This window comes from Pseudomonas linyingensis (assembly GCF_900109175.1).
GTDB classification, from domain to species: Bacteria; Pseudomonadota; Gammaproteobacteria; order Pseudomonadales; family Pseudomonadaceae; genus Geopseudomonas; species Geopseudomonas linyingensis.
On record NZ_FNZE01000016.1, the window covers coordinates 17,024 to 39,372 of the forward strand.

Genomic DNA, 22,349 nt, shown 5'->3' on the forward strand with positions numbered 1-22,349 from the left:
CAATCCCTCCCCGTTCACAGAATAAAAAGGCAGGTTCATGCAACGGCTGCAGCGTAAACGCATCGTCCTCGGTGTCGGTGGCGGCATCGCCGCCTACAAGAGCGCCGAACTGGTCCGCCGCCTGCGCGACCAGGGCGCCGAGGTGCACGTGGTGATGACCCGCGCCGCCCGCGAGTTCATCACCCCGCTGACCCTGCAGGCGCTGTCCGGCAACCCGGTGCACCACGACCTGCTTGATCCGGCCGCCGAAGCGGCCATGGGACACATCGAACTGGCGCGCTGGGCCGATCTGGTGCTGATCGCCCCGGCCACCGCCGACCTGATGGCACGCCTGGCCCAGGGCATCGCCGACGACATGCTGACCACCCTGGTGCTGGCCACCGACGCCCCGGTGGCGCTGGCCCCGGCGATGAACCAGGCGATGTGGCGCGATCCGGCCACCCAGGCCAACGCCGAGCTGCTCGCTGCGCGCGGCCTGCACCTGTTCGGCCCCGGCGCCGGCAGCCAGGCCTGCGGCGACGTCGGCCCCGGACGCATGCTGGAAGCCGAGGAGCTGGCGCAGCGCGCCGCCGACTGCTTCGAGCGCGGCCTGCTCACCGGCTGCCGGGTGCTGATCACCGCCGGCCCCACCCAGGAAGCCATCGACCCGGTGCGCTACATCACCAACCACAGCTCGGGCAAGATGGGCTTCGCCCTCGCCGAGGCCGCCGCCGAGGCCGGCGCCGTGGTGACCCTGGTCAGCGGCCCGGTGCACCTGCCGACCCCGCAGCGGGTCACCCGCGTCGACGTGGTCAGCGCCCGCGACATGCTCGCCGCCTGCGAGGCAGCGATGCCCTGCGACCTGCTGATCGCCGCCGCGGCGGTGGCCGACTACCGCCCGGAAGTGATCGCCACGCAGAAAATGAAGAAGGACCCGACCAGCGACGACGGCCTGCAGTTGCGCATGGTGCGCAACCCGGACATCCTCGCCACCCTCGCCACGCGGGCCGACCGCCCGTTCAGCGTCGGCTTCGCCGCCGAGACCGAGAAACTGCTCGACTACGCCGCGCGCAAGCTGCAGGACAAGAACCTCGACCTGATCGTCGCCAACGACGTGGCCAACCCGCTGATCGGTTTCAACAGCGAAGAGAACGCGCTCACCGTCATCGATCGCCAGCTCACGCAGAATAGTTTCGCCCAGACCAGCAAGGGCAAGATCGCCCGCCAACTCATCGCCTTCATCGCCGAACGCTACCACCGGAACTGACCCTCGATGCACACACTGCAAGCCAGGATTCTCGATCCGCGCCTGGGCCGCGACTTCCCGCTGCCCGACTACGCCACCCCCGGCTCCGCCGGCCTCGACCTGCGCGCCATGCTGCAGGAGGAGCTGGTCCTCGAGCCGGGGCAGACCGTACTGATCCCCACCGGCCTGGCCATCCACGTCGCCGACCCCGGCCTGGCCGCGCTGATCCTGCCGCGCTCGGGCCTGGGCCACAAACACGGCATCGTCCTCGGCAACCTGGTCGGCCTGATCGACTCCGACTACCAGGGCGAGCTGATGGTGTCGTGCTGGAACCGCGGCCAGAACGCCTTCACCCTCGCCGTCGGCGAGCGCCTCGCCCAGCTGGTGCTGGTGCCGGTGGTGCAGGCACGCTTCGAGCTGGTCGAGCAGTTCGACGACAGCCAGCGCGGTGCCGGCGGCTTCGGCCACACCGGCCAGCACTGAACCGGCAACCCCCTCCTTTCGTCTCGAGTTCCGCATGAAGTCGATCTCCTCCCTGCGCACCCGCCTGCTGCCCGTTGCCGTCGGCAGTCTGCTTGGCCTGCTGGCCGGTGGCGGCCTGCTGCTGCACGCCGGGCAGCAGGTCGCGAGCGAGAACCAGCGGCAACTGATCGACGCCTGGGCCTCCGACCAGCTCGCGGCGCTGCAGCTGGGACTGCAGCGCCTGGCCCGCGACACGCAGAACGCAGCCCGCGATCCCGAGCTGCTCGCCGCCCTCGTCGGCGATGCCGAGCAACGCGCCCAGGCCGCCGCAAACCTGCTCCAGCACCGCCGCGAGCTGGTCGACGTGCAGCTGCATGTCCGCGGCGGCGCGCAGCTCGACGAAACCCGTGCCGCGCCGCTGAACTTCGCCGCCCTCGACCTGCTGCGGCGTGCCGAGCAGGGCGCGCCGCCACCGGTCGAGGCCTACCGCATCGGCTCGCGCTGGCTGCTGTACAGCGCCATCGCCATTCCCGCCGCCGACGGCAGCGTGCGAGGCACCCTGCTGCTGGTCGGCGAGCTACACACCCTGCTCGACGAGCTGTCAGCGCTGCCGCTGGCGGCCGGCGAGTGGCAGCTGCTCCAGCAGTTCCCCGGCAGCCCGGCGCAGGTGCTGCTGCAGCGCGGCAGCGGCGACGGCCCCCTGCAGCACTGGCCCAGCGCTCATCCGCACTGGCAGCTCGGCCTGCGCCCCGGCACCGCCGGGCAACCGGCAACCCTCGCCCTCTGGCAGGGCCTGCTGGCCGGCCTGCTGGTGCTCGGCGGCAGCCTCGGCGGCGCCGCCCTGCAGCAGCGTCGGCGCCGTGAAAGCGAAGACGAGGCCACCGCGCAGCAGCGCCGGCCGCGCGCCGGCATGCCGGCACCGGCCGAAAGCGCGCCACGCCAGCGCATCGATCTGGCGGGCGAACCGCCCGCCCCGGCGGAGGTCTCACCCTCTGCCGCCACCGACAACCCCGCCGCCAGCAGCGACCCGCTGATGGCGGACGTATTCGACCTGCTCGACAATAACTTGAGCCTAACGCCCCCCAGCATGGAGCACCCTGCCTCGATGAACAGCACCAACGCCCCGCACCTGCCGGCCGGGATCTTCCGCGCCTACGACATCCGCGGTGTGGTCGGCGACAGCCTGACCGCCGACACCGCCTACTGGATCGGCCGCGCCATCGGCTCGGAAAGCCTCGCCTGCGGCGAGCCCGGGGTGGTGGTCGGCCGCGACGGCCGCCTGTCCGGCCCGGAACTGGCCAGCGCGCTGATCCGCGGCCTGCAGGACTGCGGCTGCAACGTCACCGACGTCGGCATGGTGCCGACCCCGGTGCTGTACTTCGCCACCCACGTGCTCGGCGCACGCAGCGGGGTGATGGTCACCGGCAGTCACAATCCGCCGGACTACAACGGTTTCAAGATCGTCATCGCCGGCGACACCCTGGCCAACGAACGCATCCAGGCCCTCTACCAGCGCCTAGAGAACAACGATCTGGCCAGCGGCAACGGCAGCCTGGTGCAGACCGAGGTGCTCGGCCAGTACCACCAGCGCATCGTCGACGATGTGGTGCTGGCCCGCCCGCTCAAGGTGGTGGTCGACTGCGGCAACGGCGTCGCCGGGGTCAACGCCCCGCAGCTGATCGAAGCGCTCGGCTGCGAGGTGATCCCGCTGTTCTGCGACGTCGACGGCACCTTCCCCAACCATCACCCGGACCCGGGCAAGCCGGAGAACCTCAAGGACCTGATCGCCAAGGTCGCCGAAACCGGCGCCGATCTGGGCCTGGCCTTCGACGGCGACGGCGACCGCGTCGGCGTGGTGACCAACGCCGGCGAGATGATCTATCCCGACCGCCTGCTGATGCTGTTCGCCCGCGACGTGCTGAGCCGCAACCCCGGCGCTGACGTGATCTTCGACGTCAAGTGCACCCGCGGCCTGGCCGGGCTGATCAGCGGCTACGGCGGGCGCCCGCTGATGTGGAAGACCGGCCACTCGCTGATCAAGGCCAAGATGAAGGAAACCGGCGCCCTGCTGGCCGGCGAGATGAGCGGGCACATCTTCTTCAAGGAGCGCTGGTACGGCTTCGACGACGGCATCTACAGCGCCGTGCGCCTGCTGGAGATCCTCAGCCTGGAGAGCCGCAGCGCCGCCGAGGTGTTCGCCGACTTCCCGGTCGCCCTGTCGACCCCGGAAATCAACATCACGGTCGGCGACGAACGCAAGTTCGCCCTGATCGAAGCCCTGCAGCACGATGCGCAGTGGGGCGCCGCCAACCTGTTCACCCTCGACGGCGTTCGCGTCGACTACCCCAACGGCTGGGGCCTGGTGCGCGCCTCCAACACCACGCCGGTGCTGGTGCTGCGCTTCGAGGCCGACTGCGCCGAAGAACTCTCGCGAATCCAGCAGGTCTTCCACGCCCAGATCAAGGCCGTGGCCCCTGACCTGGAACTGCCTTTCTGATCTCACTGGAGCCCAGCATGCCTCTCAATCGTGAAGCTGCCGAACAGGTAGCCAAGGTCCTCTCCGAAGCCCTGCCCTACATCCGCCGCTTCAGCGGCAAGACCCTGGTGGTCAAGTACGGCGGCAACGCCATGGAAAGCGACGAGCTGAAGACCAGCTTCGCCCGCGATATCGTGCTGATGAAGGCGGTCGGCATCAACCCGGTGGTGGTGCACGGCGGCGGCCCGCAGATCGGCGACCTGCTCAAGCGCCTGAGCATCGAGAGCCACTTCGTCGACGGCATGCGCGTCACCGACGCGCAGACCATGGACGTGGTGGAGATGGTCCTCGGCGGCCAGGTCAACAAGGACATCGTCAACCTGATCAACCAGCACGGCGGCAGCGCCATCGGCCTGACCGGCAAGGACGCCGGACTGATCCGCGCCAAGAAGCTCAAGGTGACCCGCCAGACCCCGGAAATGACCCAGCCGGAGATCATCGACATCGGCCACGTCGGCGAAGTGGTCGGCGTCAACGTCGAGCTGATCAACATGCTGGTGGCCGGCGACTTCATCCCGGTGATCGCACCGATCGGCGTCGGCGAGGACGGCGAGTCCTACAACATCAACGCCGACCTGGTGGCCGGCAAGGTGGCCGAGGCGCTCAAGTGCGAGAAGCTGATGCTGCTGACCAACACCGCCGGCCTGCTCGACAAGCAGGGCAACGTGCTGACCGGACTGTCCACCGAGCAGGTCGACGGCCTGATCGCCGACGGCACCATCTACGGCGGCATGCTGCCGAAGATCCGCTGCGCCCTCGAGGCGGTACAGGGCGGGGTCAACAGCGCGCACATCATCGACGGCCGCGTGCCGAATGCCGTGCTGCTGGAAATCTTCACCGACAGCGGTGTCGGCACGCTGATCACCAACGCGCAGGCGCGCTGAGGGGATCAGCGGCGCGGCGGGCCGGGAGGCTGGCTCAGCCCTCCCGGCCGGCCAGCTCGACCAGGCGTGCGCGATCGCGGGCGAACTCCGCCTCGAGCGCCGTGCGCTGCGCCTGCAGACGCTGCAGGTCGGCCTCGAGGCGGCGCTGATCGCCTGCCATGCTCTCCAGTTGCTCCAGCAGCCCGGGCTGCACCGCCTGACCGGCACGCTGGCGCTCCGCCGCCTGGCGCTCCCGCGCGCGCATCTGCCCCTGCACGCCCTGCAGGTTGGCCTGCGCCATCGCCAGCAGAGCATCTAGGTCGCGCAAGCGCTGCCGACGGGTCTGTTCGAGATCGGCGACGCTGGCATAGCGCTGGCGCAACTGCGCATCGGCTTCGGCCTGACGCTGCGCCTCGGCGCGCTGGCGCAACTCCTCGGCCGTCGGCGCCGGCGGCACCACACGCAGCACCCGCCCATCCGCGTCGAGCACCTCGTAGCCGCGACCGACGTATTCCGGGGGCACCCCCTGACTATCCAGCACCACGACACCGTGCTGGCTCACATAGCGATACAACTCGGCCTGCGCCGTCGACGCGCCCAGCAACGCCAACAGCAGCCAGACCTGTTTCCCAATCTGCATTGATCAGCTCCTTGTGCCACGGCCTTGTGCGGACAGCGCCCGGGTTCTGCCGGGCACAGCGCGGGCAAGGCCGCCAGCGGCGAGGCGGTGGAGTTTACGGGGTGTCGATCAGCCTGCCGAGCCACTTGTTAACACCAGTGGCCGAGCGCGGATATTTTCGGACAGGAGTTGGAGCCTGTTCACGCTCACCCGTTCCGCACCACCCTTCCGCGCGCGGCTCCCCACCAACCGGCCGCGGCACGCGCCGACCCGGCCGGCCATGCGGCGCCGGAAAAAGACAGGGGGGAGCCCGAAGCTCCCCCCTGTCTTTCCGCTCAGTCGCTCATCAGTGCAGCGCGCGGAACGACTCCAGCACTGCCGGAATGCCCGGGAACATGCCGATCGCCGCCATCACCCCGCAGAGCAGCAGAAACACCACGCCCGGAATGATCCAGCGATCGCGGTGGCTCAGGCCCTGGCCGCGCTCCTTGTCACCGATCAGGCCGAGGTTGTCCAGCAGCATGGTCAGCGACCAGCCGAACACCGGATTCACCAGCGCCGAGGAGAAGATCACGATGGCGGCCGACTGCGAGGTCTTGCCTTCGCGGGTCATCTGCATGCCGGCTTCGAGCAGCGGCAGGAACACGCCGACCAGCAGGGCCACGCTCAACACCGGTGGCCAGATCGCCAGGTCCATCGGGTAGCCCCACAGTGCGGCGATCACGCAGAGCAGGCCGGTGAGCATGGCGCCGGCCGGAATCGGCCGCTTGGCGATGGCCGCCGGCACCATGTAGGTGCCCCACGACGAGGTCAGGTTGCCGCCGCCCAGCGCGGTGCCGACCACCTGGCGCGCCGCGGCGATGCACATGGTGTCGTCGATGTTCATCAGGACCTTCTTGGCCCTGGACGGATAATTCAGCTCCTGGAAGATCCGGTGACCGAGAAAGTCCGGCGACCACATGGCCACCGCCAATACCGCGAAGGGCGCCACGGCAATGAAATGGTGCAACTCGGGCAGCCCCAGTTGCCAGCCGGTACTCTCGCCCCACCAATAGGCCGGATTCATATTGGGAACACCCGGCTCGGTGCTGAACTCGAACGGCGCGCCGAGGGCAAAGGCAATCAGCGCCGCCATGATCGAGCCCAGCGGAATCGCCAGCCAGCGCATGCGGACATGTTCGAGATAGGCATACATCACGATGGTGGCGAACACGATCACGAAGGCGATATAGCCCATGTCGAAGCCATCGGCCCAGGCAAACAGATTCTTGATCTGCGAAGTGACACCAATGAAGCCGAGATAGAGCAGCAGACCGCCACACACCCCGTCACCGGTCAGCCGCGCCAGCAGACTGCCGCCCTTGGAAATGCCCAGCACGAAGCCCAGCACGCCGACCATGATACCCAGCGCCATCGGATGGCCGCCGGAGGCGACGATCAGCGGAATCAACGGAATCAGCGGACCATGGGTGCCGGCCAGGTTGGCGGTCGGGTTGAGCACGCCGGAAAACAGCACCACGAACAGCAGGGCGGCAATCAGCATCTCGAAGCGGGCGTTTTCGATCACGAACTCGCTGGACAGCCCCAGCGGACCGGCAAAGGCCGCCACCACCGCAGCGACCATGACGATCTTGCCGATGGTCGCCGCCATCGCCGGAACCCAGTCTTCCAGTTCGAAGCGATAGTCGCGCAGCGGCAGGTTCACCGCCCAGCGCCGCGGCGCCATGATGGTCAGTTCGTGTTCGAGGTATTCTTCACGTGATGCGAATTGTTCTTTTGGCTTATGCAGATCACGGTAGCTGTTTTGATTATTGTCACTCATATAGTCAACTATTCAAAAAGTTGGGATTGAAGGCAAAGTCAGTCCATGGCCGACTTTGCCTGCGTAATCACTATTATTCTTATGAGTTGGGTGACCATGCTCCGCATGGCCACCTGGCAGGCCTTGAACTGGTATGCCAATTCAGAAAAATAATTCTTTTTAATAGTTGTTATACGGCCTAAAACTTTTTGCGCCGATCAGATTCCATACTGCGCGCGGTAGGCTTCCACTGCCGGCAGGTGCTGCTTGAGCGCCTGATCCTGCGCGAGATAATCCAGCACTTGGCTCAGCGAGACAATGCTCACCACCGGTATACCAAAGTCGCGCTCGACTTCCTGGATCGCCGAAAGTTCCCCCTGGCCACGCTCCTCGCGATTCAGCGCGATCAGCACGCCGGCGGCCTGCGCACCCTGCGCCTGGATGATCTGCATCACCTCGCGGATCGCCGTGCCGGCGGTGATCACGTCGTCGACGATCAGCGCCCTTCCGACCAACGGCGCGCCCACCAAGGTGCCACCCTCGCCATGTTCCTTGGCTTCCTTGCGGTTGAAGCACCAGGGCAGGTCACGGCCATGCTGCTCGGCCAGGGCGATGGCGGTGGCGCTGGCCAGCGGGATGCCCTTGTAGGCCGGGCCGAACAGCACGTCGAAGTCGATGCCGCTGGCTTGCACCGCCTCGGCGTAGAAACGTCCGAGCTGGGCGAGGGCCAGACCGCTGTTGAACAGCCCGGCATTGAAGAAGTAGGGGCTGGTGCGCCCGGACTTGAGGGTGAACTCGCCGAAGCGCAGTACGCCACGCTCGATGGCGAAACGGATGAATTCGCGTTGATATGCCTGCATGAGATGCCCGATTTAGCAAAAAAAGCCGAGGTTCGGGTATCATACACACAGGTTTTTTCAGGGGCCATTTATGCGGATTGTCAGTGTCAACGTGAACGGTATGCAGACCGCAGTGGAACGCGGCCTGCTCGGCTGGCTGCAGGGTCAGAACGCCGACGTGATCTGCCTGCAGGACACCCGCGCCTCGAGCTACGACATGGAAGACCCGGCCTGGCAACTGGACGGCTACTTCATGTACGCCGCCGACGGCGAAATCCCCAGCCAGGGTGGGGTAGCGATCTATTCGCGGCAGCAACCCAAGGCGGTGATCTTCGGTCTCGGCTTCGAGCAAGCCGACCGCTACGGGCGCTACCTGCAGGCCGATTTCGACAAGGTCAGCATCGCCAGCCTGCTGATGCCCAGCGGGCAGAAGGGCGACGAGGATCTGAACGCCAAGTTCAAGTTCATGGACGACTTCACCAGCTATCTGAACAAGCAGCGCCGCAAGCGTCGCGAGTACATCTATTGCAGCTCGCTGCATGTGGCGCACCAGAAGCTGGACGTGAAGAACTGGCGCGACTGCCAGCAGACCCCGGGCTTCCTCGCCCCGGAACGGGCGTGGATGGACGAGGTGCTCGGCAACCTCGGCTATGTCGACGCGCTGCGCGAAGTCAGCCGCGAGGGCGACCAGTACAGCTGGTGGCCGGACACCGAGCAGGCGCAGATGCTCAACCTCGGCTTCCGCTTCGACTACCAGTTGCTCACTCCCGGCCTGCGCCGCTGCGTGCGCAGCGCCCAGCTGCCGCGCCAGCCGCGCTTCTCCCAGCATGCGCCGCTGGTGGTCGACTACGACTGGACGCTGAGCATCTGAAGCGTTCGCCAGCAACGAAAAAGCCGACTCAGGGAGTCGGCTTTTTCGTATCTGCACCCAACCTCTAGGTCAGAAAGCGGATGCACAACGGGTAGCGCCAGGGCTTGCCCTCGTTGGCCCTGATCCCGCCGATCACGGTGAGCACCAGGCCGACCACGCTGACCAGCAGCATCAGCGGAAAGCCGATCAGGATCCAGGCCAGCACGCCGCAGACCATCAGCGCCAGGCTCAGGGTGAGCTGGAAATTCAGCGCTTCGCGACCCTGCGCATCGATATACGGATCCTCCTCGCGCTTGAGCTGCCAGACCAGCAGCGGGCCGACGACGTTGCCGACCATCGGCGCGAGGAACCAGGCGAAGGCCGCATAGTGGCAGAGCATCGCCCACTTGCGCGCCTCGGCGGAGGGTGGCGGGACCGGCAGCGAGGGCTCGGACGCCGGTCCGCCGCTCTGTGGCTGTTCACTCATGGCGTGCCTCCTGATGGCCGGGCGGGCGGTGCCCGCCCGGCGGATCGGCCAAGTTTACTGGGCGTCGAGGGCGGCGCGCTGCAGCTCGAACAGCTCGCCGATGCCCTTGCGTGCCAGCTCGAGCATGGCGTTCAGCTCCTCGGGCTGGAACGGCGAGCCTTCGGCGGTGCCCTGCACCTCGATGAAGCCGCCGGCGTCGGTCATCACCACGTTGAGGTCGGTGCCGGCGGCGGAGTCTTCCAGATAGTCGAGGTCGAGCACCGGCTGGCCCTGGTACATGCCCACCGAGACTGCGGCTACCAGCTGCTTGAGCGGGTTCTGCTTCAGCGCGCCACGCTTCTTCAGCGCCGCCAAGGCGTCGATGACGGCCACGGTGGCGCCGGTGATCGACGCGGTGCGGGTGCCGCCGTCGGCCTGGATCACGTCGCAGTCGATGTACAGGGTGTTCTCGCCCAGCTTGGACAGGTCCAGTGCGGCGCGCAGCGAGCGACCGATCAGGCGCTGGATCTCCAGGGTGCGTCCGCCCTGCTTGCCGCGCACCGCCTCGCGATGGGTGCGCGAGCCGGTGGCGCGCGGCAGCATGCCGTACTCGGCGGTCAGCCAGCCCTGGCCCTGCCCCTTGAGGAAGCGCGGCACGCCGGCCTCGACGCTCACCGTGCAGATCACCTTGGTGTCGCCGAACTCCACCAGTACCGAACCCTCGGCATGCTTGGTGTAGTGGCGGGTGATGCGGATCGGGCGCATCTGGTCGGCGGTGCGGCCACTGGGACGATTCATCGGCAGGTCCTGTCGAGAGGGGGAAAGTGCGCTCCATTATAGAGGTCCCCGCGCATTGCGAACCACCGCCAGATTGGGGTGCCGCGACGGCTGGGTTACACTGGCGGACCAATTGCCCGGCGTCCGTGGGCGCCATCCGTCCCTTACCACCGCGAGGACCGCCCATGGTACACAGCATGACCGCCTTTGCCCGGGTCGAGAGCACCGGCTCGTACGGCACCCTGAGCTGGGAACTGCGCTCGGTCAACCACCGCTATCTGGAGCCGCACCTGCGCCTGCCGGAAGCCTTCCGCGACCTCGAAGGCAGCGTGCGCGAAGCGCTGCGCCAGGCCCTGGCGCGCGGCAAGGTCGAGTGCACCCTGCGCCTGGCCGAGGAAGGCAGCGGCAAGACCCTGCAGATCGACCGCGAGCGCGCCGCCCAGGTGGTCGCCGCCGCCGAGGCGGTGGCCGCGCTGATCCAGCAGCCCGCCGCGCTCAACCCGCTGGAGGTGCTGGCCTGGCCGGGCGTGCTGGTGGCCGACGCCGCCGACCCGCAAGCGCTCAACGCCGCCGCCCTGGCCCTGTTCGCCCAGGCCCTCGACGAGCTGAAGAACGGCCGCGAGCGCGAAGGCGCGGCGCTGGCCGCGCTGCTCGAGGAGCGCCTGGCGGCGATCACCAAGGAAGTCGACAACCTGCGCGAGCTGATCCCGCAGATGCTCGCCACCCAGCGGCAGAAGATTGTCGACCGCTGCAGCGAGCTGCAGGTCGAACTGGACCCGCAGCGTCTGGAGCAGGAACTGGTGATGCTGGCGCAGAAGAGTGACGTGGCCGAGGAGCTGGATCGTCTGAGTACCCATGTGCGCGAAGTGCGCCGCGTGCTCAAGGCTGGCGGCGCCGCCGGCCGGCGGCTGGACTTCCTGATGCAGGAACTCAACCGCGAAGCCAACACCCTGGGCTCCAAGGCTTTCGATACGCGCAGCACCCAGGCCGCGGTCAACCTCAAGGTACTGATCGAGCAAATGCGCGAACAAGTGCAGAACATCGAGTGATTTCGCAGTGACAGAACTCCACGTCAGCGCCGCACCCGGCACCCTCTACATCGTTTCCGCGCCCTCCGGCGCCGGCAAGACCAGCCTGGTCAAGGCGCTGCTCGACAGCACCGAGCAGATCCGCGTGTCGGTGTCGCACACCACCCGCGCCATGCGTCCGGGCGAGGTCGACGGGGTGAACTACCACTTCGTCGCCCGCGAGGAATTCCTCGCCATGCTCGAGCAGGACGCCTTCCTCGAGCACGCCGAGGTGTTCGGCAACCTCTACGGCACCTCGCAGCGCTGGGTCGAGCAGACCCTCGCCGCCGGCCTCGACCTGATCCTCGAGATCGACTGGCAGGGCGCCCAGCAGGTGCGCCGGCTGATGCCCCACGCGCAGTCGATCTTCATCCTGCCGCCGTCGCAGGAGGCCCTGCGCCACCGCCTGGACAACCGCGGCCAGGACAGCGAGGCGATCATCGAGCAGCGCATGCGCGAAGCGGTCAGCGAAATGAGCCACTACGTCGAGTACGACTATGTGGTAATCAACGACCAGTTCAGCCATGCTCTGGAAGACCTCAAGGCGATCTTCCGCGCCCGCCAACTGCACCAGCACGCCCAGCAGCGTCGCCATGCCGGGTTGCTCGAGTGCCTGCTGCGCTGAGACGCCGCGGCAATCGGTACTTCCCTAACCATTGGCGATTTTTTAGACTATCCAATCCGCCCGGCCCCAACCGGGCCCAGCCGTTGCAATTACGAGGAACACCATGGCTCGCGTCACCGTCGAAGACTGCCTGGACAACGTCGATAACCGTTTTGAGCTGGTCATGCTCGCCAGCAAGCGCGCCCGCCAACTGGCAACCGGCGGCAAGGAGCCGAAAGTGGCCTGGGAAAACGACAAGCCGACCGTGGTCGCCCTGCGCGAAATCGCCGAAGGCCTGGTCGACAACGAAGTGGTGCTGCAGGAGGACATCGTCGAGGAGACTCCCCTGTTTGCCGCCTTCGAGGACAACAACAGCGAGGAGATCTGAATTGCCGGGTCGACGTCGCGCGCCTGAAGTACCGGCCCTGACCGGTCTGGAGTGATTGCCTTGCCCAGCATAGACGCCCTCGCCGACCGGCTCTGCAGCTACCTCACCCCGGACCAGGTCAATCTGGTCCGCCGCGCCTACTACTACGCCGAGCAGGCCCACGACGGCCAGCGCCGGCGCAGCGGCGAACCCTATGTCACCCATCCGCTGGCCGTCGCCAGCATCCTCGCCGACATGCACATGGACCATCAGAGCCTGATGGCCGCCATGCTGCACGACGTCATCGAGGACACCGGCATCCCCAAGGACGCCCTCAGCGCGCAATTCGGTGAGACCGTCGCCGAACTGGTCGACGGGGTCAGCAAGCTGACCCAGATGGACTTCCAGACCAAGGCCGAGGCGCAGGCGGAAAACTTCCAGAAGATGGCCATGGCCATGGCCCGCGACATCCGCGTGATCCTGGTCAAGCTCGCCGACCGCCTGCACAACATGCGCACCCTCGAGGTGCTGGCCGGCGAGAAGCGCCGGCGCATCGCCAAGGAAACCCTGGAGATCTACGCACCGATCGCCAACCGCCTCGGCATGCACAGCGTGTTCGCCGAGTTCGAGGATCTCGGCTTCAAGGCCATGTACCCGATGCGCGCCGAACGCATCCGCCAGGCGGTGAAGAAGGCGCGCGGCAACCGCCGCGAGATCGTCGGCAAGCTCCAGGAGTCGCTGGTCAACTGCCTGGCCCAGGAAGGTCTGGAAGGGGTGGTCACCGGCCGCGAGAAGCACCTCTACAGCATCTACCAGAAGATGCGCGGCAAGCGCCGGGCGTTCAACGAGATCATGGACGTCTACGCCTTCCGCATCACCGTCGACAAGGTCGACACCTGCTACCGCGTGCTCGGCGCCGTGCACAGCCTGTACAAGCCGTTTCCCGGACGCTTCAAGGACTACATCGCGATCCCCAAGGCCAACGGCTACCAGTCGCTGCACACCACCCTGTTCGGCATGCACGGCGTGCCGATCGAGATCCAGATCCGCACCCGCGAGATGGAGGAGCTGGCCAAGAACGGCATCGCCGCGCACTGGCTGTACAAGTCCAGCGACGAGGAGGCCCCGCGCGGCACCCACGCGCGCGCGCGCCAGTGGGTCAAGGGCATCCTCGAACTGCAGCAACGGGCGGGCAACTCCCTCGAATTCATCGAGAGCGTGAAGATCGACCTGTTCCCCGACGAGGTCTACGTGTTCACCCCCAAGGGGCGGATCATGGAGCTGCCCAAGGGCTCCACCGCAGTCGACTTCGCCTACGCGGTGCACACCGACGTCGGCAACAGCTGCATCGCCTGCCGCATCAACCGCCGCCTGGCGCCGCTGTCCGAGGCACTGCAGAGCGGCGCGACGGTGGAGATCGTCACCGCACCGGGTGCGCGGCCGAACCCGGCCTGGCTCAACTTCGTGGTCACCGGCAAGGCGCGCTCGCATATCCGCCATTCGCTCAAGCAGCAGCGCCGCTCGGAGTCGGTCAGCCTCGGCGAACGGCTGCTCAACAAGGCGCTGGCCGGCTTCGACAGCCACCTGGAGAAGGTCGCCGCCGAGCGCGTTGCCCAGGTCCTCGGCGAATACCAGCAGGCCCACCTCGACGACCTGCTCGAGGACATCGGCCTCGGCAACCGCATGGCCTACGTGGTGGCCCGCCGCCTGCTGGCCGAGAGCGGCCGCGACGGCGGCGAGCAGGCCCACGGTCACGACGGCCCGCTGGCCATCCGCGGCACCGAGGGCCTGGTGATCAGCTACGCCAAGTGCTGCACGCCGATCCCCGGCGACCCCATCGTCGGCCACCTGTCGGCCGGCAAGGGCATGGTCATCCACCTCGACAGCTGCCGCAACATCAGCGAATTCCGCCACAACCCGGACAAGTGCATCCCGCTGTCCTGGGCCAAGGACGTCAGCGGCGAGTTCAACGTCGAGCTGCGCGTCGAGCTGGAGCACCAGCGCGGCCTGATCGCCCTGCTGGCCACGGCGGTGGCCAGCGCCGACGGCAACATCGAGAAGATCAGCATGGACGAGCGCGACGGCCGCGTCAGCGTGGTCCAGCTGGTGGTCAGCGTGCATGACCGCGTGCACCTGGCGCGGGTCATCAAGCGCCTGCGCACCATCAAGGGAGTCACCCGGATCACCCGCCTGCGCGCCTGACCCCCCGCGACTCCTCCCGCTACCCATCGCAGTCGCCATCCACCGATGGCCGCTGCCTCCGCACCCTGCAAGGAGCTCCCATGAGCAAGAGCGTCATCACCAGCGACAAGGCCCCGGCGGCCATCGGCACCTACTCCCAGGCCATCAAGGCCGGCAACACCGTCTACCTGTCCGGGCAGATTCCGCTGGACCCGGCCACCATGCAGCTGGTGGAAGGTTTCGAGGCCCAGGCCGTGCAGGTGTTCGAGAATCTCAAGGCGGTCTGCGAAGCCGCCGGCGGCTCGCTGGCCGACATCGCCAAGCTGAACATCTTCCTCACCGACCTCGGCAACTTCGCCACCGTCAACGAGGTGATGGGCCGCTACTTCCAGCAGCCCTACCCGGCGCGCGCCGCCATCGGCGTGGCCGCCCTGCCGCGCGGCGCCCAGGTGGAAATGGACGGCATTCTGGTCCTCGAGTAAGCCCCGGCCGCTGCGCGCCGGCGCAGCGGCTTCTCCCCGCCACTCTGTTTTCCGGAAAGGACGCCTGCATGCGCACTCCCCTCCTGCCCCTCCTGCTGTGTAGCGCCCTGCTCGGCGGCTGCGCCAGCGGCCCGGACGACATCGCCGGCACCTGGGTCAACCAGCCGGCCATCGACGCTGCCGCCGACAGCGGCAAGCTGCGCGAAGCCCTGCTGGCCTATGGCCCCAACCTGGAGTGGCGTTTCGCGCCGCAGCGCCACACCGCCTGGTCGAGCAACGGCGTCGACGTCGGCGAAGGCCACCTTGCGGCCGAGGGCGAGGTCCAGTGGCGGGTGACCTTCCACAGCGACTTTCAGGAGCGCTTCACCCTGGACGGCGACGAACTCGTCCAGCAGCCCAGCGCCAGTGCCCCCGAGCAGCGCTTCGTCGCCGCGAGCAGCGACGCCGACGTCCTCCCCGGGCAGACCTTCGAGCAGGCCCTGTATGCCGCCCTGCTCGGCGGCGACTGGGAAATCCGCGAGGGCGCCGGCCGCGAAGGCCTGGTGCGCTTCCATCCCGACGGCCGCGTCGAGGGTCTGCCCGAGGTCGAGCACTACGCCCTGTGCCTGGCCGGCGACTGCGCCGAGCGCAGCGCCGAACACGAGATCCTCTGGCTGCAGAACGCCCAGCAGGGTCGCGAATGGCTGTTCCTGCTCGACGACGACCAGCTGAGCATCTTCCAGGCGGACAACCAGGCCCTGCACACCGACATCCCGCAGTACCGCCCCGGTCCACGGGTCTGGCTGCTGGAGCGCGACTGAGCGCCGGCACCGCCGGAGCGACCCGCGACTATTCCGCACCGTCGGCCAGCAGCGCCGCGTAGCCCTCGCGGTAACTCGGATACCGCGGCAGCCAGCCCAGCGCGCGGGCGCGGGCGTTGCGGCAGCGCTTGCTGCCGGCGCGGCGCACCGCCGACTCGGCCGCCCAGTGGCTGACCCCCAGTTGCCCGCGCAGCCAGGCGACCACCTCAAACAGCGGCGCCGGCTCGTCGTCGACGCCCAGATACACCTCCTCCAGATCCACGCCACGGGCATCGGCCTGCAGCAGGCAGGCCAGCAGACCGGCGGCATCGTCGGCATGGATGCGATTGCCGTACAGCGGCGGCCTCTCCGCCACCCGGTAGCCGGCGCGCACCTGGCCGAGCAGCCAGCGCCGGCCGGGGCCGTAGATGCCGGCCAGGCGCACCACGCTGGCCGGGATGCCGCTGTGCAGCGCCAGCGCCTCGGCCTCCAGCAGGATGCGTCCCGAGTAGCTCTGCGGCTGGCAGGGCGAGTCCTCGTCGACCCACTCGCCGTCTTGCTGGCCGTAGACCCCGGTACTGGAGACGAACAGCAGGCGCCGCGGCCGCTGGCCGCGCTGCTGCAGCCAGCCCAGCACGTGACGCAGGCCGTCGACATAGGTCGCACGGTAGGCGCTCTCGTCGGAGCCGCCCGGGGTGGCGCAGTAGACCAGATAGTCCGGCGCCGCCGCCAGCCACTGCGCCGGGCAGGCGACCTCGCCCAGATCGGCGGGCAGCGCCAGCAATTCGCTCGGCAGCGCGGCCACGTTGCGGCGCAGGCCATGGACCTGCCAGCCCGCCGCGTGCAATTGCAGACCCAGTCGGCTGCCGACATCGCCGCAACCGGCGATCACCACGCTAGGGGAAACGGCCATCACGCGCCTCCGAAAAGCTCAGCATACCCCGCCGGCTACGGGGCCGCAGCCGCGAGCCGGCAGGGTTTCGATGCAAAAACGTACACGAACGATTTACAAACAAGAAACATTTGCAATAATGTCGCCCATGTTTCTTGCGCGCCCGCCTTGGCGGCGCCCGTTATCCGCTTGCCATTCACAGGTCCGGTCCGCATGAAAGCCATCGCTTCCCTCGCCCAGCCAACCCAGCGTCTCGTCCGCTCAGCGCGTCTGCCGGCCATCGCCGTCCTGCTCGGCAGCCTGCTGCTGGCACCCGCCGTGTTCGCCGCCGAGCCGGTCGCTGCCGCCGCGCCCACCGCAAGCGTGGCGGCTGACGTACCGGCGGCCGCCCCCGGCAGCCCAGACGCCAGCACAGCCCCCGACACTGACGCCACAGCGCAGCCCGTCGGCGACACCAGCGCCGCGTCGGCGCCCCCCGCCCACGACCTGTCGCCCTGGGGCATGTACCAGGGCGCCGACGTGGTGGTGAAGGGGGTGATGATCGGCCTGCTGCTGGCCTCGGTGATCACCTGGACCATCGGCCTGGCCAAGGGCCTCGAACTGCTCGCCGCGCGCCGCCGCCTGCGCGGCGAGCTGGCCGACTTCAAGGGCCTGCGCAGCCTCGACCAGGCCGCCGAGCTGGCCCACGCCAAGCACAGCTTCAGCGCCGTGCTGATCGAGGATGCCCAGGACGAACTGCGCCTGTCGGCCAGCATCGCCGAGAAGGAGGGCATCAAGGAACGCGTCAGCTTCCGCCTCGAACGCCTGGTCGCCGCCAGCGGCCGCAAGATGAGCGTGGGCACCGGCGTGCTGGCCACCATCGGCTCCACCTCGCCCTTCGTCGGCCTGTTCGGCACCGTGTGGGGCATCATGAACAGCTTCATCGGCATCGCCGAGTCGCAGACCACCAACCTCGCGGTAGTCGCCCCCGGCATCGCCGAGGCCCTGCTGGCCACCGCTCTCGGCCTGGTCGCGGCGATCCCCGCGGTGGTGATCTACAACGTGTTCGCCCGCTCGATCGCCGGCTACAAGGCGCAGGTCGCCGACATCTCCGCCCAGGTGCTGCTGCTGGTCAGTCGCGACCTCGACCGCCTGCCGCCGCCAGCCGCCGCGCCGCGCAACGCTGCAGCGCCCATGGCGAAGGTGGGCTGAAGCATGGGCATGCACATGAACGAGGGCAGTGACGACCTGCAGGAGTCGCACGAGATCAACGTCACCCCCTTCATCGACGTGATGCTGGTGCTGCTGATCATCTTCATGGTCGCCGCGCCGCTGGCCACCGTCGACGTCAAGGTCGACCTGCCCGCCTCCAGCGCCACGCCGCAGCCGCGCCCCGAGCAGCCGATCTACCTGAGCATCAAGGAAGACCAGGGCCTGTACCTGGGCAACGACGCCGTGGCTGCCGAACAGCTGGGCGCCGCCCTCGACCGTCAGAGCCAGGGCGACAAGGAGAAGACCGTGTTCATCCGTGGCGATCAGACGGTCGACTACGCCCGGCTGATGGAGGTCATGGACCTGCTGCGCACCGCCGGCTACCTGAAGATCGGCCTGGTCGGCCTGGAAACGGTCGGCCAGCCATGAGTCTCGCCCGCAGCCTGCCGCGCTGGGGGATCAGCCTGCTGCTGGTGCTCGGCCTGCACATCGGCGTCGTGCTGTGGTCGCTGTACTGGCAACCGCAGGCCGCGCCGCTCGAACTGCCGCCGCCGGCCATGCTCATCGAGCTGCCGCCAGCGCCGCCCGCCGCGCCGGCCGCCCCGCCACCGCCGCCCGAACCGGTACGCGCCCCCGAGCCGCCGCCGCAGCCGAAGGTGATCGAGGCGCCCAAGCCGAAACTGGCCCTGCCGCCGCCTCCGCCCAAGCCGCGGCCGAAACCGCCGAAGCCCGAACCCAAGCCCGAGCCCAAGCCGCGCCCGCGACCGCCGGTCGAGCCGCCGCCGAGCAGCGCCCCGGTGAGCGACAGCGTGCCCGTGCCGAACGCCAAGCCGGCCGCCCGGCCGAGCCCGCAGGCCGGCAACCCGGCGCCGTCGCAGGCCAAGGCCAGCTGGCAGAGCCGCCTGCTCGCCCACCTCAACCGCTACAAGCGCTATCCCGAGGACGCACGCCGGCGCGGCCAGCAGGGCGTGGTCAAGCTGCGCTTCGTGGTCGACGCGCGCGGCCAGGTGCAGTCCTTCGAGCTGGCCGCGCGCTCCGGCAACCCCTCGCTGGACCGCGCCACCCTGCAGATGATCCGCCGTGCCCAGCCGCTGCCCGCGCCGCCGCCCGAGCTGCTGCAGAACGGCCGCCTGGAGGTGGTCGCGCCGTTCGTCTACTCCCTCGAGCGTCGTTGAATCACAACCAACCGCCCGCCTTGACGCGGGCGGTTGGTTCCATTGAAGACAGCCGCTATGCTTGGGGGCATCTCAATGGATATTCGCTATGACTCTCACGGAACTGCGCTATATCGTCACCCTTGCCCAGGAACAGCACTTCGGCCGCGCCGCCGAACGTTGCCACGTCAGTCAGCCGACCCTGTCGGTGGGCGTGAAGAAGCTCGAGGATGAGCTGGGTGTACTGATCTTCGAGCGCAGCAAGAGCGCCGTGCGCCTGACCCCGGTCGGCGAGGGCATCGTCGCCCAGGCGCAGAAGGTGCTCGAGCAGGCCCAGGGCATCCGCGAGCTGGCCCAGACCGGCAAGAACCAGCTGGCCGCGCCGCTCAAGGTCGGCGCCATCTACACCGTCGGCCCCTACCTATTCCCCCACCTGATCCCGCAGCTGCACCGGGCCGCCCCGGACATGCCGCTGTACATCGAGGAAAACTTCACCCACGTGCTGCGCGACAAGCTGCGCACCGGCGAGCTGGACGCGATCATCATCGCCCTGCCGTTCCACGAGGCCGACGTGCTGACCAAGCCGCTGTACGACGAGCCGTTCTTCGTGCTGATGCCAGCCGGCCACCCGTGGACCGCGCTGGCCAGCATCGACAGCAGCATGCTCAACGACAAGAGCCTGCTGCTGCTCGGCGAGGGCCACTGCTTCCGCGACCAGGTGCTCGAAGCCTGCCCGTCCGGCCGCAAGGGCAGCGAGGCGCACCAGCACACCACCGTGGAGTCCAGCTCGCTGGAAACCATCCGCCACATGGTCGCCTCCGGCCTCGGCGTGTCGGTGCTGCCGTTCACCGCGGTGAACAGCCACCACTACGCTCCCGGCGTGCTCGAGGTGCGCCCGATGAACCCGCCGGTGCCCCATCGCAGTGTAGCCATCGCCTGGCGCGCCAGCTTCCCGCGGCCCAAGGCCATCGACGTGCTGGTCGACGCCGTGCGCCTGTGCTCGGCGACCCACCCGCCGCATGCCGCAGACAGCGCGGAGGCGGCGCAGCCGGCATGACCGAACTGGCGCGCATCGCCGTCACCACGCTGAAGGGCGTCGGCCCGGCGCTGGCCGAGAAACTGGCCAAGGTCGGCCTGGAAACCCTGCAGGACGTGCTGTTCCACTTGCCGCTGCGCTACCAGGACCGCACCCACGTGACGCCGATCGGCGCCCTGCGCCCGGGCGGCGATGCGGTGGTGGAAGGCGTGGTGAGTGGCGCCGACATCGTCCTCGGCCGCCGGCGCAGCCTGCTGGTGCGCCTGCAGGACGCCAGCGGCACCCTCAGCCTGCGCTTCTTCCACTTCAGCCAGGCGCAGAAGGATGCGCTCAAGCGCGGCACCTGCCTGCGCTGCTACGGCGAGGTGCGCCCCGGCGCCACCGGCCTGGAGATCTACCATCCCGAGTACCGCGCCCTGGCCGCCGACGAGCCGTCGGCGGCGGTCGAGCAGACCCTCACGCCGATCTACCCGAGCACCGAGGGCCTCACCCAGCAGCGCCTGCGCGCCCTCAGCCAGCAGGCGCTGGGCAGCCTCGACGGGCGCAGCCTGCCCGACTGGCTGCCCGCCGAGCTGGCCCGCCAGTACGACCTGGCGCCGCTCGACCAGGCGATCCGCTTCCTGCACCGGCCGCCGCCGGACGCCGACCTCGAGGAGCTGGCCGAGGGCCGCCACTGGGCCCAGCACCGCCTGGCCTTCGAGGAACTGCTGACCCACCAGCTGTCGCTGGCGCGCCTGCGCGAGAGCGTGCGCGCCCAGCAGGCGCCGCAACTGCCCAAGGCCACGCGCCTGCCGGCGCAGTACCTGGCCAACCTCGGCTTCGCCCCCACCGGCGCGCAGCAGCGCGTGGCGGCGGAAATCGCCTGGGACCTGGCCCAGCCCGAGCCGATGCTGCGCCTGGTGCAGGGCGACGTCGGCGCCGGCAAGACCGTGGTCGCCGCGCTGGCCGCGCTGCAGGCGCTGGAGGCCGGCTACCAGGTGGCGCTGATGGCGCCCACCGAGATCCTCGCCGAGCAGCACTTCCTCACCTTCAGCAAGTGGCTGGAGCCGCTGGGCATCGAGGTCGCCTGGCTGGCCGGCAAGCTCAAGGGCAAGGCCCGCGCCGGTGCACTGGAACGCATCGCCGCCGGCGCGCCCATGGTGGTCGGCACCCACGCGCTGTTCCAGGACGAGGTGCAGTTCCGCAGGCTGGCGCTGGTGATCATCGACGAGCAGCACCGTTTCGGCGTGCAGCAGCGCCTGGCGCTGCGCCAGAAAGGCATCGACGGCCGCCTCTGCCCGCACCAGCTGATCATGACCGCCACGCCCATCCCGCGCACCCTGGCGATGAGTGCCTACGCCGACCTCGACACCTCGATCCTCGACGAGCTGCCGCCCGGGCGCACCCCGGTGACCACCCTGGTGATCGCCGACAGCCGCCGCCCGGAAGTGATCGAACGGGTGCGCGCCGCCTGCGCCGAGGGGCGCCAGGCCTACTGGGTGTGCACGCTGATCGAGGAGTCCGAGGAGCTCACCTGCCAGGCCGCGCAGACCACCTTCGAGGAGCTCTCGGCGGCGCTCGGCGAGCTGCGCGTCGGCCTGATCCACGGGCGCATGAAGCCGGCGGAGAAGGCCGCGGTGATGGAGGAGTTCAAGGCCGCCCGCCTGCAGCTGCTGGTCGCCACCACGGTGATCGAGGTCGGCGTCGACGTGCCCAACGCCAGTCTGATGATCATCGAGAACCCCGAACGCCTCGGCCTCTCACAGCTGCACCAGCTGCGCGGTCGGGTCGGCCGCGGCAGCGCGGTCAGCCACTGCGTGCTGCTCTACCACGCCCCGCTGTCGCACATGGGCCGCGAGCGCCTGGCGATCATGCGCGAGACTTCGGACGGCTTCGTGATCGCCGAGAAGGACCTCGAGCTGCGCGGTCCCGGCGAGATGCTCGGCACCCGCCAGACGGGTCTCTTGCAGTTCAAGGTCGCCGACCTGATGCGCGACGCCGACCTGCTGCCGGCGGTACGCGACGCCGCACAGACCCTGCTGGCGCGCTGGCCCCAGCACGTCAGCCCGCTGCTGGAGCGCTGGCTGAGGCATGGGCAGCAGTATGGGCAGGTGTGAAGAAATAGCGGGAGAAAAGCAGCGATAACGGATTTTATCGTTGGTCTTTTGGCTGCTGGTCC

At 68.6% G+C, this 22,349-nt stretch carries 22 protein-coding genes; 16 read left to right on the plus strand and 6 right to left on the minus strand.

Annotated features, from left to right (window positions below; all coding sequences use genetic code 11):
• Positions 1-37 precede the first annotated feature (37 nt).
• The 4 genes from coaBC to argB all read left to right on the plus strand — a co-directional run bounded on the left by coaBC (position 38) and on the right by argB (position 5,107).
• Positions 38-1,246, plus strand: coding sequence for a bifunctional phosphopantothenoylcysteine decarboxylase/phosphopantothenate--cysteine ligase CoaBC (gene coaBC / locus BMZ19_RS17405; RefSeq protein ID WP_090312850.1), 1,209 nt, complete (start codon positions 38-40; stop codon positions 1,244-1,246).
• Positions 1,247-1,252: 6 nt separating this feature from the next.
• On the plus strand, positions 1,253-1,708 hold the full coding sequence (dut, locus tag BMZ19_RS17410) for a dUTP diphosphatase (protein WP_090312851.1): 456 nt from the start codon (positions 1,253-1,255) through the stop codon (positions 1,706-1,708).
• A 1,084-nt stretch (positions 1,709-2,792) separates the two neighbouring features.
• Entirely contained in the window at positions 2,793-4,184 is a 1,392-nt protein-coding gene (locus BMZ19_RS22540; RefSeq protein ID WP_212633247.1) for a phosphomannomutase/phosphoglucomutase, read from the plus strand.
• Between the two features lie 17 nt (positions 4,185-4,201).
• On the plus strand, positions 4,202-5,107 hold the full coding sequence (gene argB / locus BMZ19_RS17420; protein ID WP_090312853.1) for an acetylglutamate kinase: 906 nt from the start codon (positions 4,202-4,204) through the stop codon (positions 5,105-5,107).
• Between the two features lie 34 nt (positions 5,108-5,141).
• Here the strand turns inward: argB and BMZ19_RS17425 are convergent, their stop codons facing one another.
• The 3 genes from BMZ19_RS17425 to pyrE form a co-directional block, all read right to left on the minus strand.
• Positions 5,142-5,726 (minus strand): DUF4124 domain-containing protein, encoded by a 585-nt coding sequence (locus tag BMZ19_RS17425; RefSeq protein ID WP_090312854.1) that lies wholly within the window; start codon positions 5,724-5,726, stop codon positions 5,142-5,144.
• Positions 5,727-6,051: 325 nt separating this feature from the next.
• On the minus strand, positions 6,052-7,527 hold the full coding sequence (locus BMZ19_RS17430; protein ID WP_090312855.1) for a DUF3360 family protein: 1,476 nt from the start codon (positions 7,525-7,527) through the stop codon (positions 6,052-6,054).
• 197 nt (positions 7,528-7,724) lie between these two features.
• Complete coding sequence (pyrE, locus tag BMZ19_RS17435) at positions 7,725-8,366, minus strand: orotate phosphoribosyltransferase (RefSeq protein ID WP_090312856.1); 642 nt, start codon at positions 8,364-8,366, stop codon at positions 7,725-7,727.
• A 70-nt stretch (positions 8,367-8,436) separates the two neighbouring features.
• Between pyrE and BMZ19_RS17440 the strand changes: the two genes are divergently transcribed.
• The gene (locus BMZ19_RS17440) at positions 8,437-9,216 is read left to right on the plus strand and encodes an exodeoxyribonuclease III (RefSeq protein WP_090312857.1); all 780 of its coding nucleotides are present in this window, start codon (positions 8,437-8,439) and stop codon (positions 9,214-9,216) included.
• 64 nt (positions 9,217-9,280) lie between these two features.
• Here the strand turns inward: BMZ19_RS17440 and BMZ19_RS17445 are convergent, their stop codons facing one another.
• On the minus strand, positions 9,281-9,682 hold the full coding sequence (locus tag BMZ19_RS17445) for a DUF4870 domain-containing protein (protein WP_090312858.1): 402 nt from the start codon (positions 9,680-9,682) through the stop codon (positions 9,281-9,283).
• Positions 9,683-9,736: 54 nt separating this feature from the next.
• Entirely contained in the window at positions 9,737-10,459 is a 723-nt protein-coding gene (gene rph / locus BMZ19_RS17450) for a ribonuclease PH (protein ID WP_090312859.1), read from the minus strand.
• A gap of 164 nt (positions 10,460-10,623) precedes the next feature.
• Between rph and BMZ19_RS17455 the strand changes: the two genes are divergently transcribed.
• The 6 genes from BMZ19_RS17455 (at position 10,624) to BMZ19_RS17480 (ending at position 15,939) form a co-directional block, all read left to right on the plus strand.
• A complete protein-coding gene (locus BMZ19_RS17455) occupies positions 10,624-11,487 on the plus strand; it encodes a YicC/YloC family endoribonuclease (RefSeq protein ID WP_090312860.1) in 864 nt (287 codons plus the stop codon).
• Between the two features lie 7 nt (positions 11,488-11,494).
• Entirely contained in the window at positions 11,495-12,130 is a 636-nt protein-coding gene (gene gmk / locus BMZ19_RS17460; protein ID WP_090312861.1) for a guanylate kinase, read from the plus strand.
• Between the two features lie 103 nt (positions 12,131-12,233).
• Entirely contained in the window at positions 12,234-12,497 is a 264-nt protein-coding gene (gene rpoZ, locus BMZ19_RS17465) for a DNA-directed RNA polymerase subunit omega (protein ID WP_090312862.1), read from the plus strand.
• Between the two features lie 60 nt (positions 12,498-12,557).
• Positions 12,558-14,678, plus strand: coding sequence for a bifunctional GTP diphosphokinase/guanosine-3',5'-bis pyrophosphate 3'-pyrophosphohydrolase (spoT, locus tag BMZ19_RS17470; protein ID WP_090312863.1), 2,121 nt, complete (start codon positions 12,558-12,560; stop codon positions 14,676-14,678).
• 80 nt (positions 14,679-14,758) lie between these two features.
• On the plus strand, positions 14,759-15,139 hold the full coding sequence (locus BMZ19_RS17475; RefSeq protein WP_090312864.1) for a RidA family protein: 381 nt from the start codon (positions 14,759-14,761) through the stop codon (positions 15,137-15,139).
• A gap of 68 nt (positions 15,140-15,207) precedes the next feature.
• Entirely contained in the window at positions 15,208-15,939 is a 732-nt protein-coding gene (locus tag BMZ19_RS17480) for a hypothetical protein (RefSeq protein WP_090312865.1), read from the plus strand.
• A gap of 28 nt (positions 15,940-15,967) precedes the next feature.
• On the opposite strand, the gene BMZ19_RS17485 is transcribed toward BMZ19_RS17480, so the two are convergent.
• Positions 15,968-16,831 carry an SDR family oxidoreductase gene (locus tag BMZ19_RS17485; protein WP_170847800.1) on the minus strand — a complete coding sequence of 288 codons (864 nt, stop codon included), beginning with the start codon at positions 16,829-16,831 and terminating at the stop codon, positions 15,968-15,970.
• 192 nt (positions 16,832-17,023) lie between these two features.
• On the opposite strand from BMZ19_RS17485, the gene exbB reads away from it, so the two are divergent.
• From exbB to recG, 5 genes are all read left to right on the plus strand, one after another.
• A complete protein-coding gene (gene exbB / locus BMZ19_RS17490; RefSeq protein ID WP_090312867.1) occupies positions 17,024-18,001 on the plus strand; it encodes a tonB-system energizer ExbB in 978 nt (325 codons plus the stop codon).
• Positions 18,002-18,004: 3 nt separating this feature from the next.
• On the plus strand, positions 18,005-18,430 hold the full coding sequence (exbD, locus tag BMZ19_RS17495; RefSeq protein WP_090312868.1) for a TonB system transport protein ExbD: 426 nt from the start codon (positions 18,005-18,007) through the stop codon (positions 18,428-18,430).
• Positions 18,427-19,176: an energy transducer TonB gene (locus BMZ19_RS17500; RefSeq protein WP_090312869.1), complete on the plus strand. Its 750-nt coding sequence runs from the start codon at positions 18,427-18,429 to the stop codon at positions 19,174-19,176. Before exbD ends, BMZ19_RS17500 begins: the two co-directional genes overlap by 4 nt.
• Positions 19,177-19,264: 88 nt before the next feature.
• Complete coding sequence (locus tag BMZ19_RS17505) at positions 19,265-20,212, plus strand: hydrogen peroxide-inducible genes activator (RefSeq protein ID WP_090312870.1); 948 nt, start codon at positions 19,265-19,267, stop codon at positions 20,210-20,212.
• Positions 20,209-22,287 carry an ATP-dependent DNA helicase RecG gene (recG, locus tag BMZ19_RS17510; protein WP_090312871.1) on the plus strand — a complete coding sequence of 693 codons (2,079 nt, stop codon included), beginning with the start codon at positions 20,209-20,211 and terminating at the stop codon, positions 22,285-22,287. Before BMZ19_RS17505 ends, recG begins: the two co-directional genes overlap by 4 nt.
• Positions 22,288-22,349: the final 62 nt, after the last annotated feature.

Bases quoted from the DNA above. Each gene is read 5' to 3' on its own strand.
- BMZ19_RS17455 (WP_090312860.1), top strand. From the start codon at position 10,624: ATGGTACACAGCATGACCGCCTTTGCCCGGGTCGAGAGCACCGGCTCG.
- rph (WP_090312859.1), bottom strand. From the start codon at position 10,459: ATGAATCGTCCCAGTGGCCGCACCGCCGACCAGATGCGCCCGATCCGC.
- BMZ19_RS17425 (WP_090312854.1), bottom strand. From the start codon at position 5,726: ATGCAGATTGGGAAACAGGTCTGGCTGCTGTTGGCGTTGCTGGGCGCG.
- BMZ19_RS17500 (WP_090312869.1), top strand. From the start codon at position 18,427: ATGAGTCTCGCCCGCAGCCTGCCGCGCTGGGGGATCAGCCTGCTGCTG.
- BMZ19_RS17485 (WP_170847800.1), bottom strand. From the start codon at position 16,831: ATGGCCGTTTCCCCTAGCGTGGTGATCGCCGGTTGCGGCGATGTCGGC.
- dut (WP_090312851.1), top strand. From the start codon at position 1,253: ATGCACACACTGCAAGCCAGGATTCTCGATCCGCGCCTGGGCCGCGAC.
- BMZ19_RS17430 (WP_090312855.1), bottom strand. From the start codon at position 7,527: ATGAGTGACAATAATCAAAACAGCTACCGTGATCTGCATAAGCCAAAA.
- BMZ19_RS17505 (WP_090312870.1), top strand. From the start codon at position 19,265: ATGACTCTCACGGAACTGCGCTATATCGTCACCCTTGCCCAGGAACAG.
- exbD (WP_090312868.1), top strand. From the start codon at position 18,005: ATGGGCATGCACATGAACGAGGGCAGTGACGACCTGCAGGAGTCGCAC.
- coaBC (WP_090312850.1), top strand. From the start codon at position 38: ATGCAACGGCTGCAGCGTAAACGCATCGTCCTCGGTGTCGGTGGCGGC.
- BMZ19_RS17440 (WP_090312857.1), top strand. From the start codon at position 8,437: ATGCGGATTGTCAGTGTCAACGTGAACGGTATGCAGACCGCAGTGGAA.
- BMZ19_RS17475 (WP_090312864.1), top strand. From the start codon at position 14,759: ATGAGCAAGAGCGTCATCACCAGCGACAAGGCCCCGGCGGCCATCGGC.
- rpoZ (WP_090312862.1), top strand. From the start codon at position 12,234: ATGGCTCGCGTCACCGTCGAAGACTGCCTGGACAACGTCGATAACCGT.
- argB (WP_090312853.1), top strand. From the start codon at position 4,202: ATGCCTCTCAATCGTGAAGCTGCCGAACAGGTAGCCAAGGTCCTCTCC.
- BMZ19_RS17445 (WP_090312858.1), bottom strand. From the start codon at position 9,682: ATGAGTGAACAGCCACAGAGCGGCGGACCGGCGTCCGAGCCCTCGCTG.
- pyrE (WP_090312856.1), bottom strand. From the start codon at position 8,366: ATGCAGGCATATCAACGCGAATTCATCCGTTTCGCCATCGAGCGTGGC.
- BMZ19_RS17480 (WP_090312865.1), top strand. From the start codon at position 15,208: ATGCGCACTCCCCTCCTGCCCCTCCTGCTGTGTAGCGCCCTGCTCGGC.
- BMZ19_RS22540 (WP_212633247.1), top strand. From the start codon at position 2,793: ATGAACAGCACCAACGCCCCGCACCTGCCGGCCGGGATCTTCCGCGCC.
- recG (WP_090312871.1), top strand. From the start codon at position 20,209: ATGACCGAACTGGCGCGCATCGCCGTCACCACGCTGAAGGGCGTCGGC.
- exbB (WP_090312867.1), top strand. From the start codon at position 17,024: ATGAAAGCCATCGCTTCCCTCGCCCAGCCAACCCAGCGTCTCGTCCGC.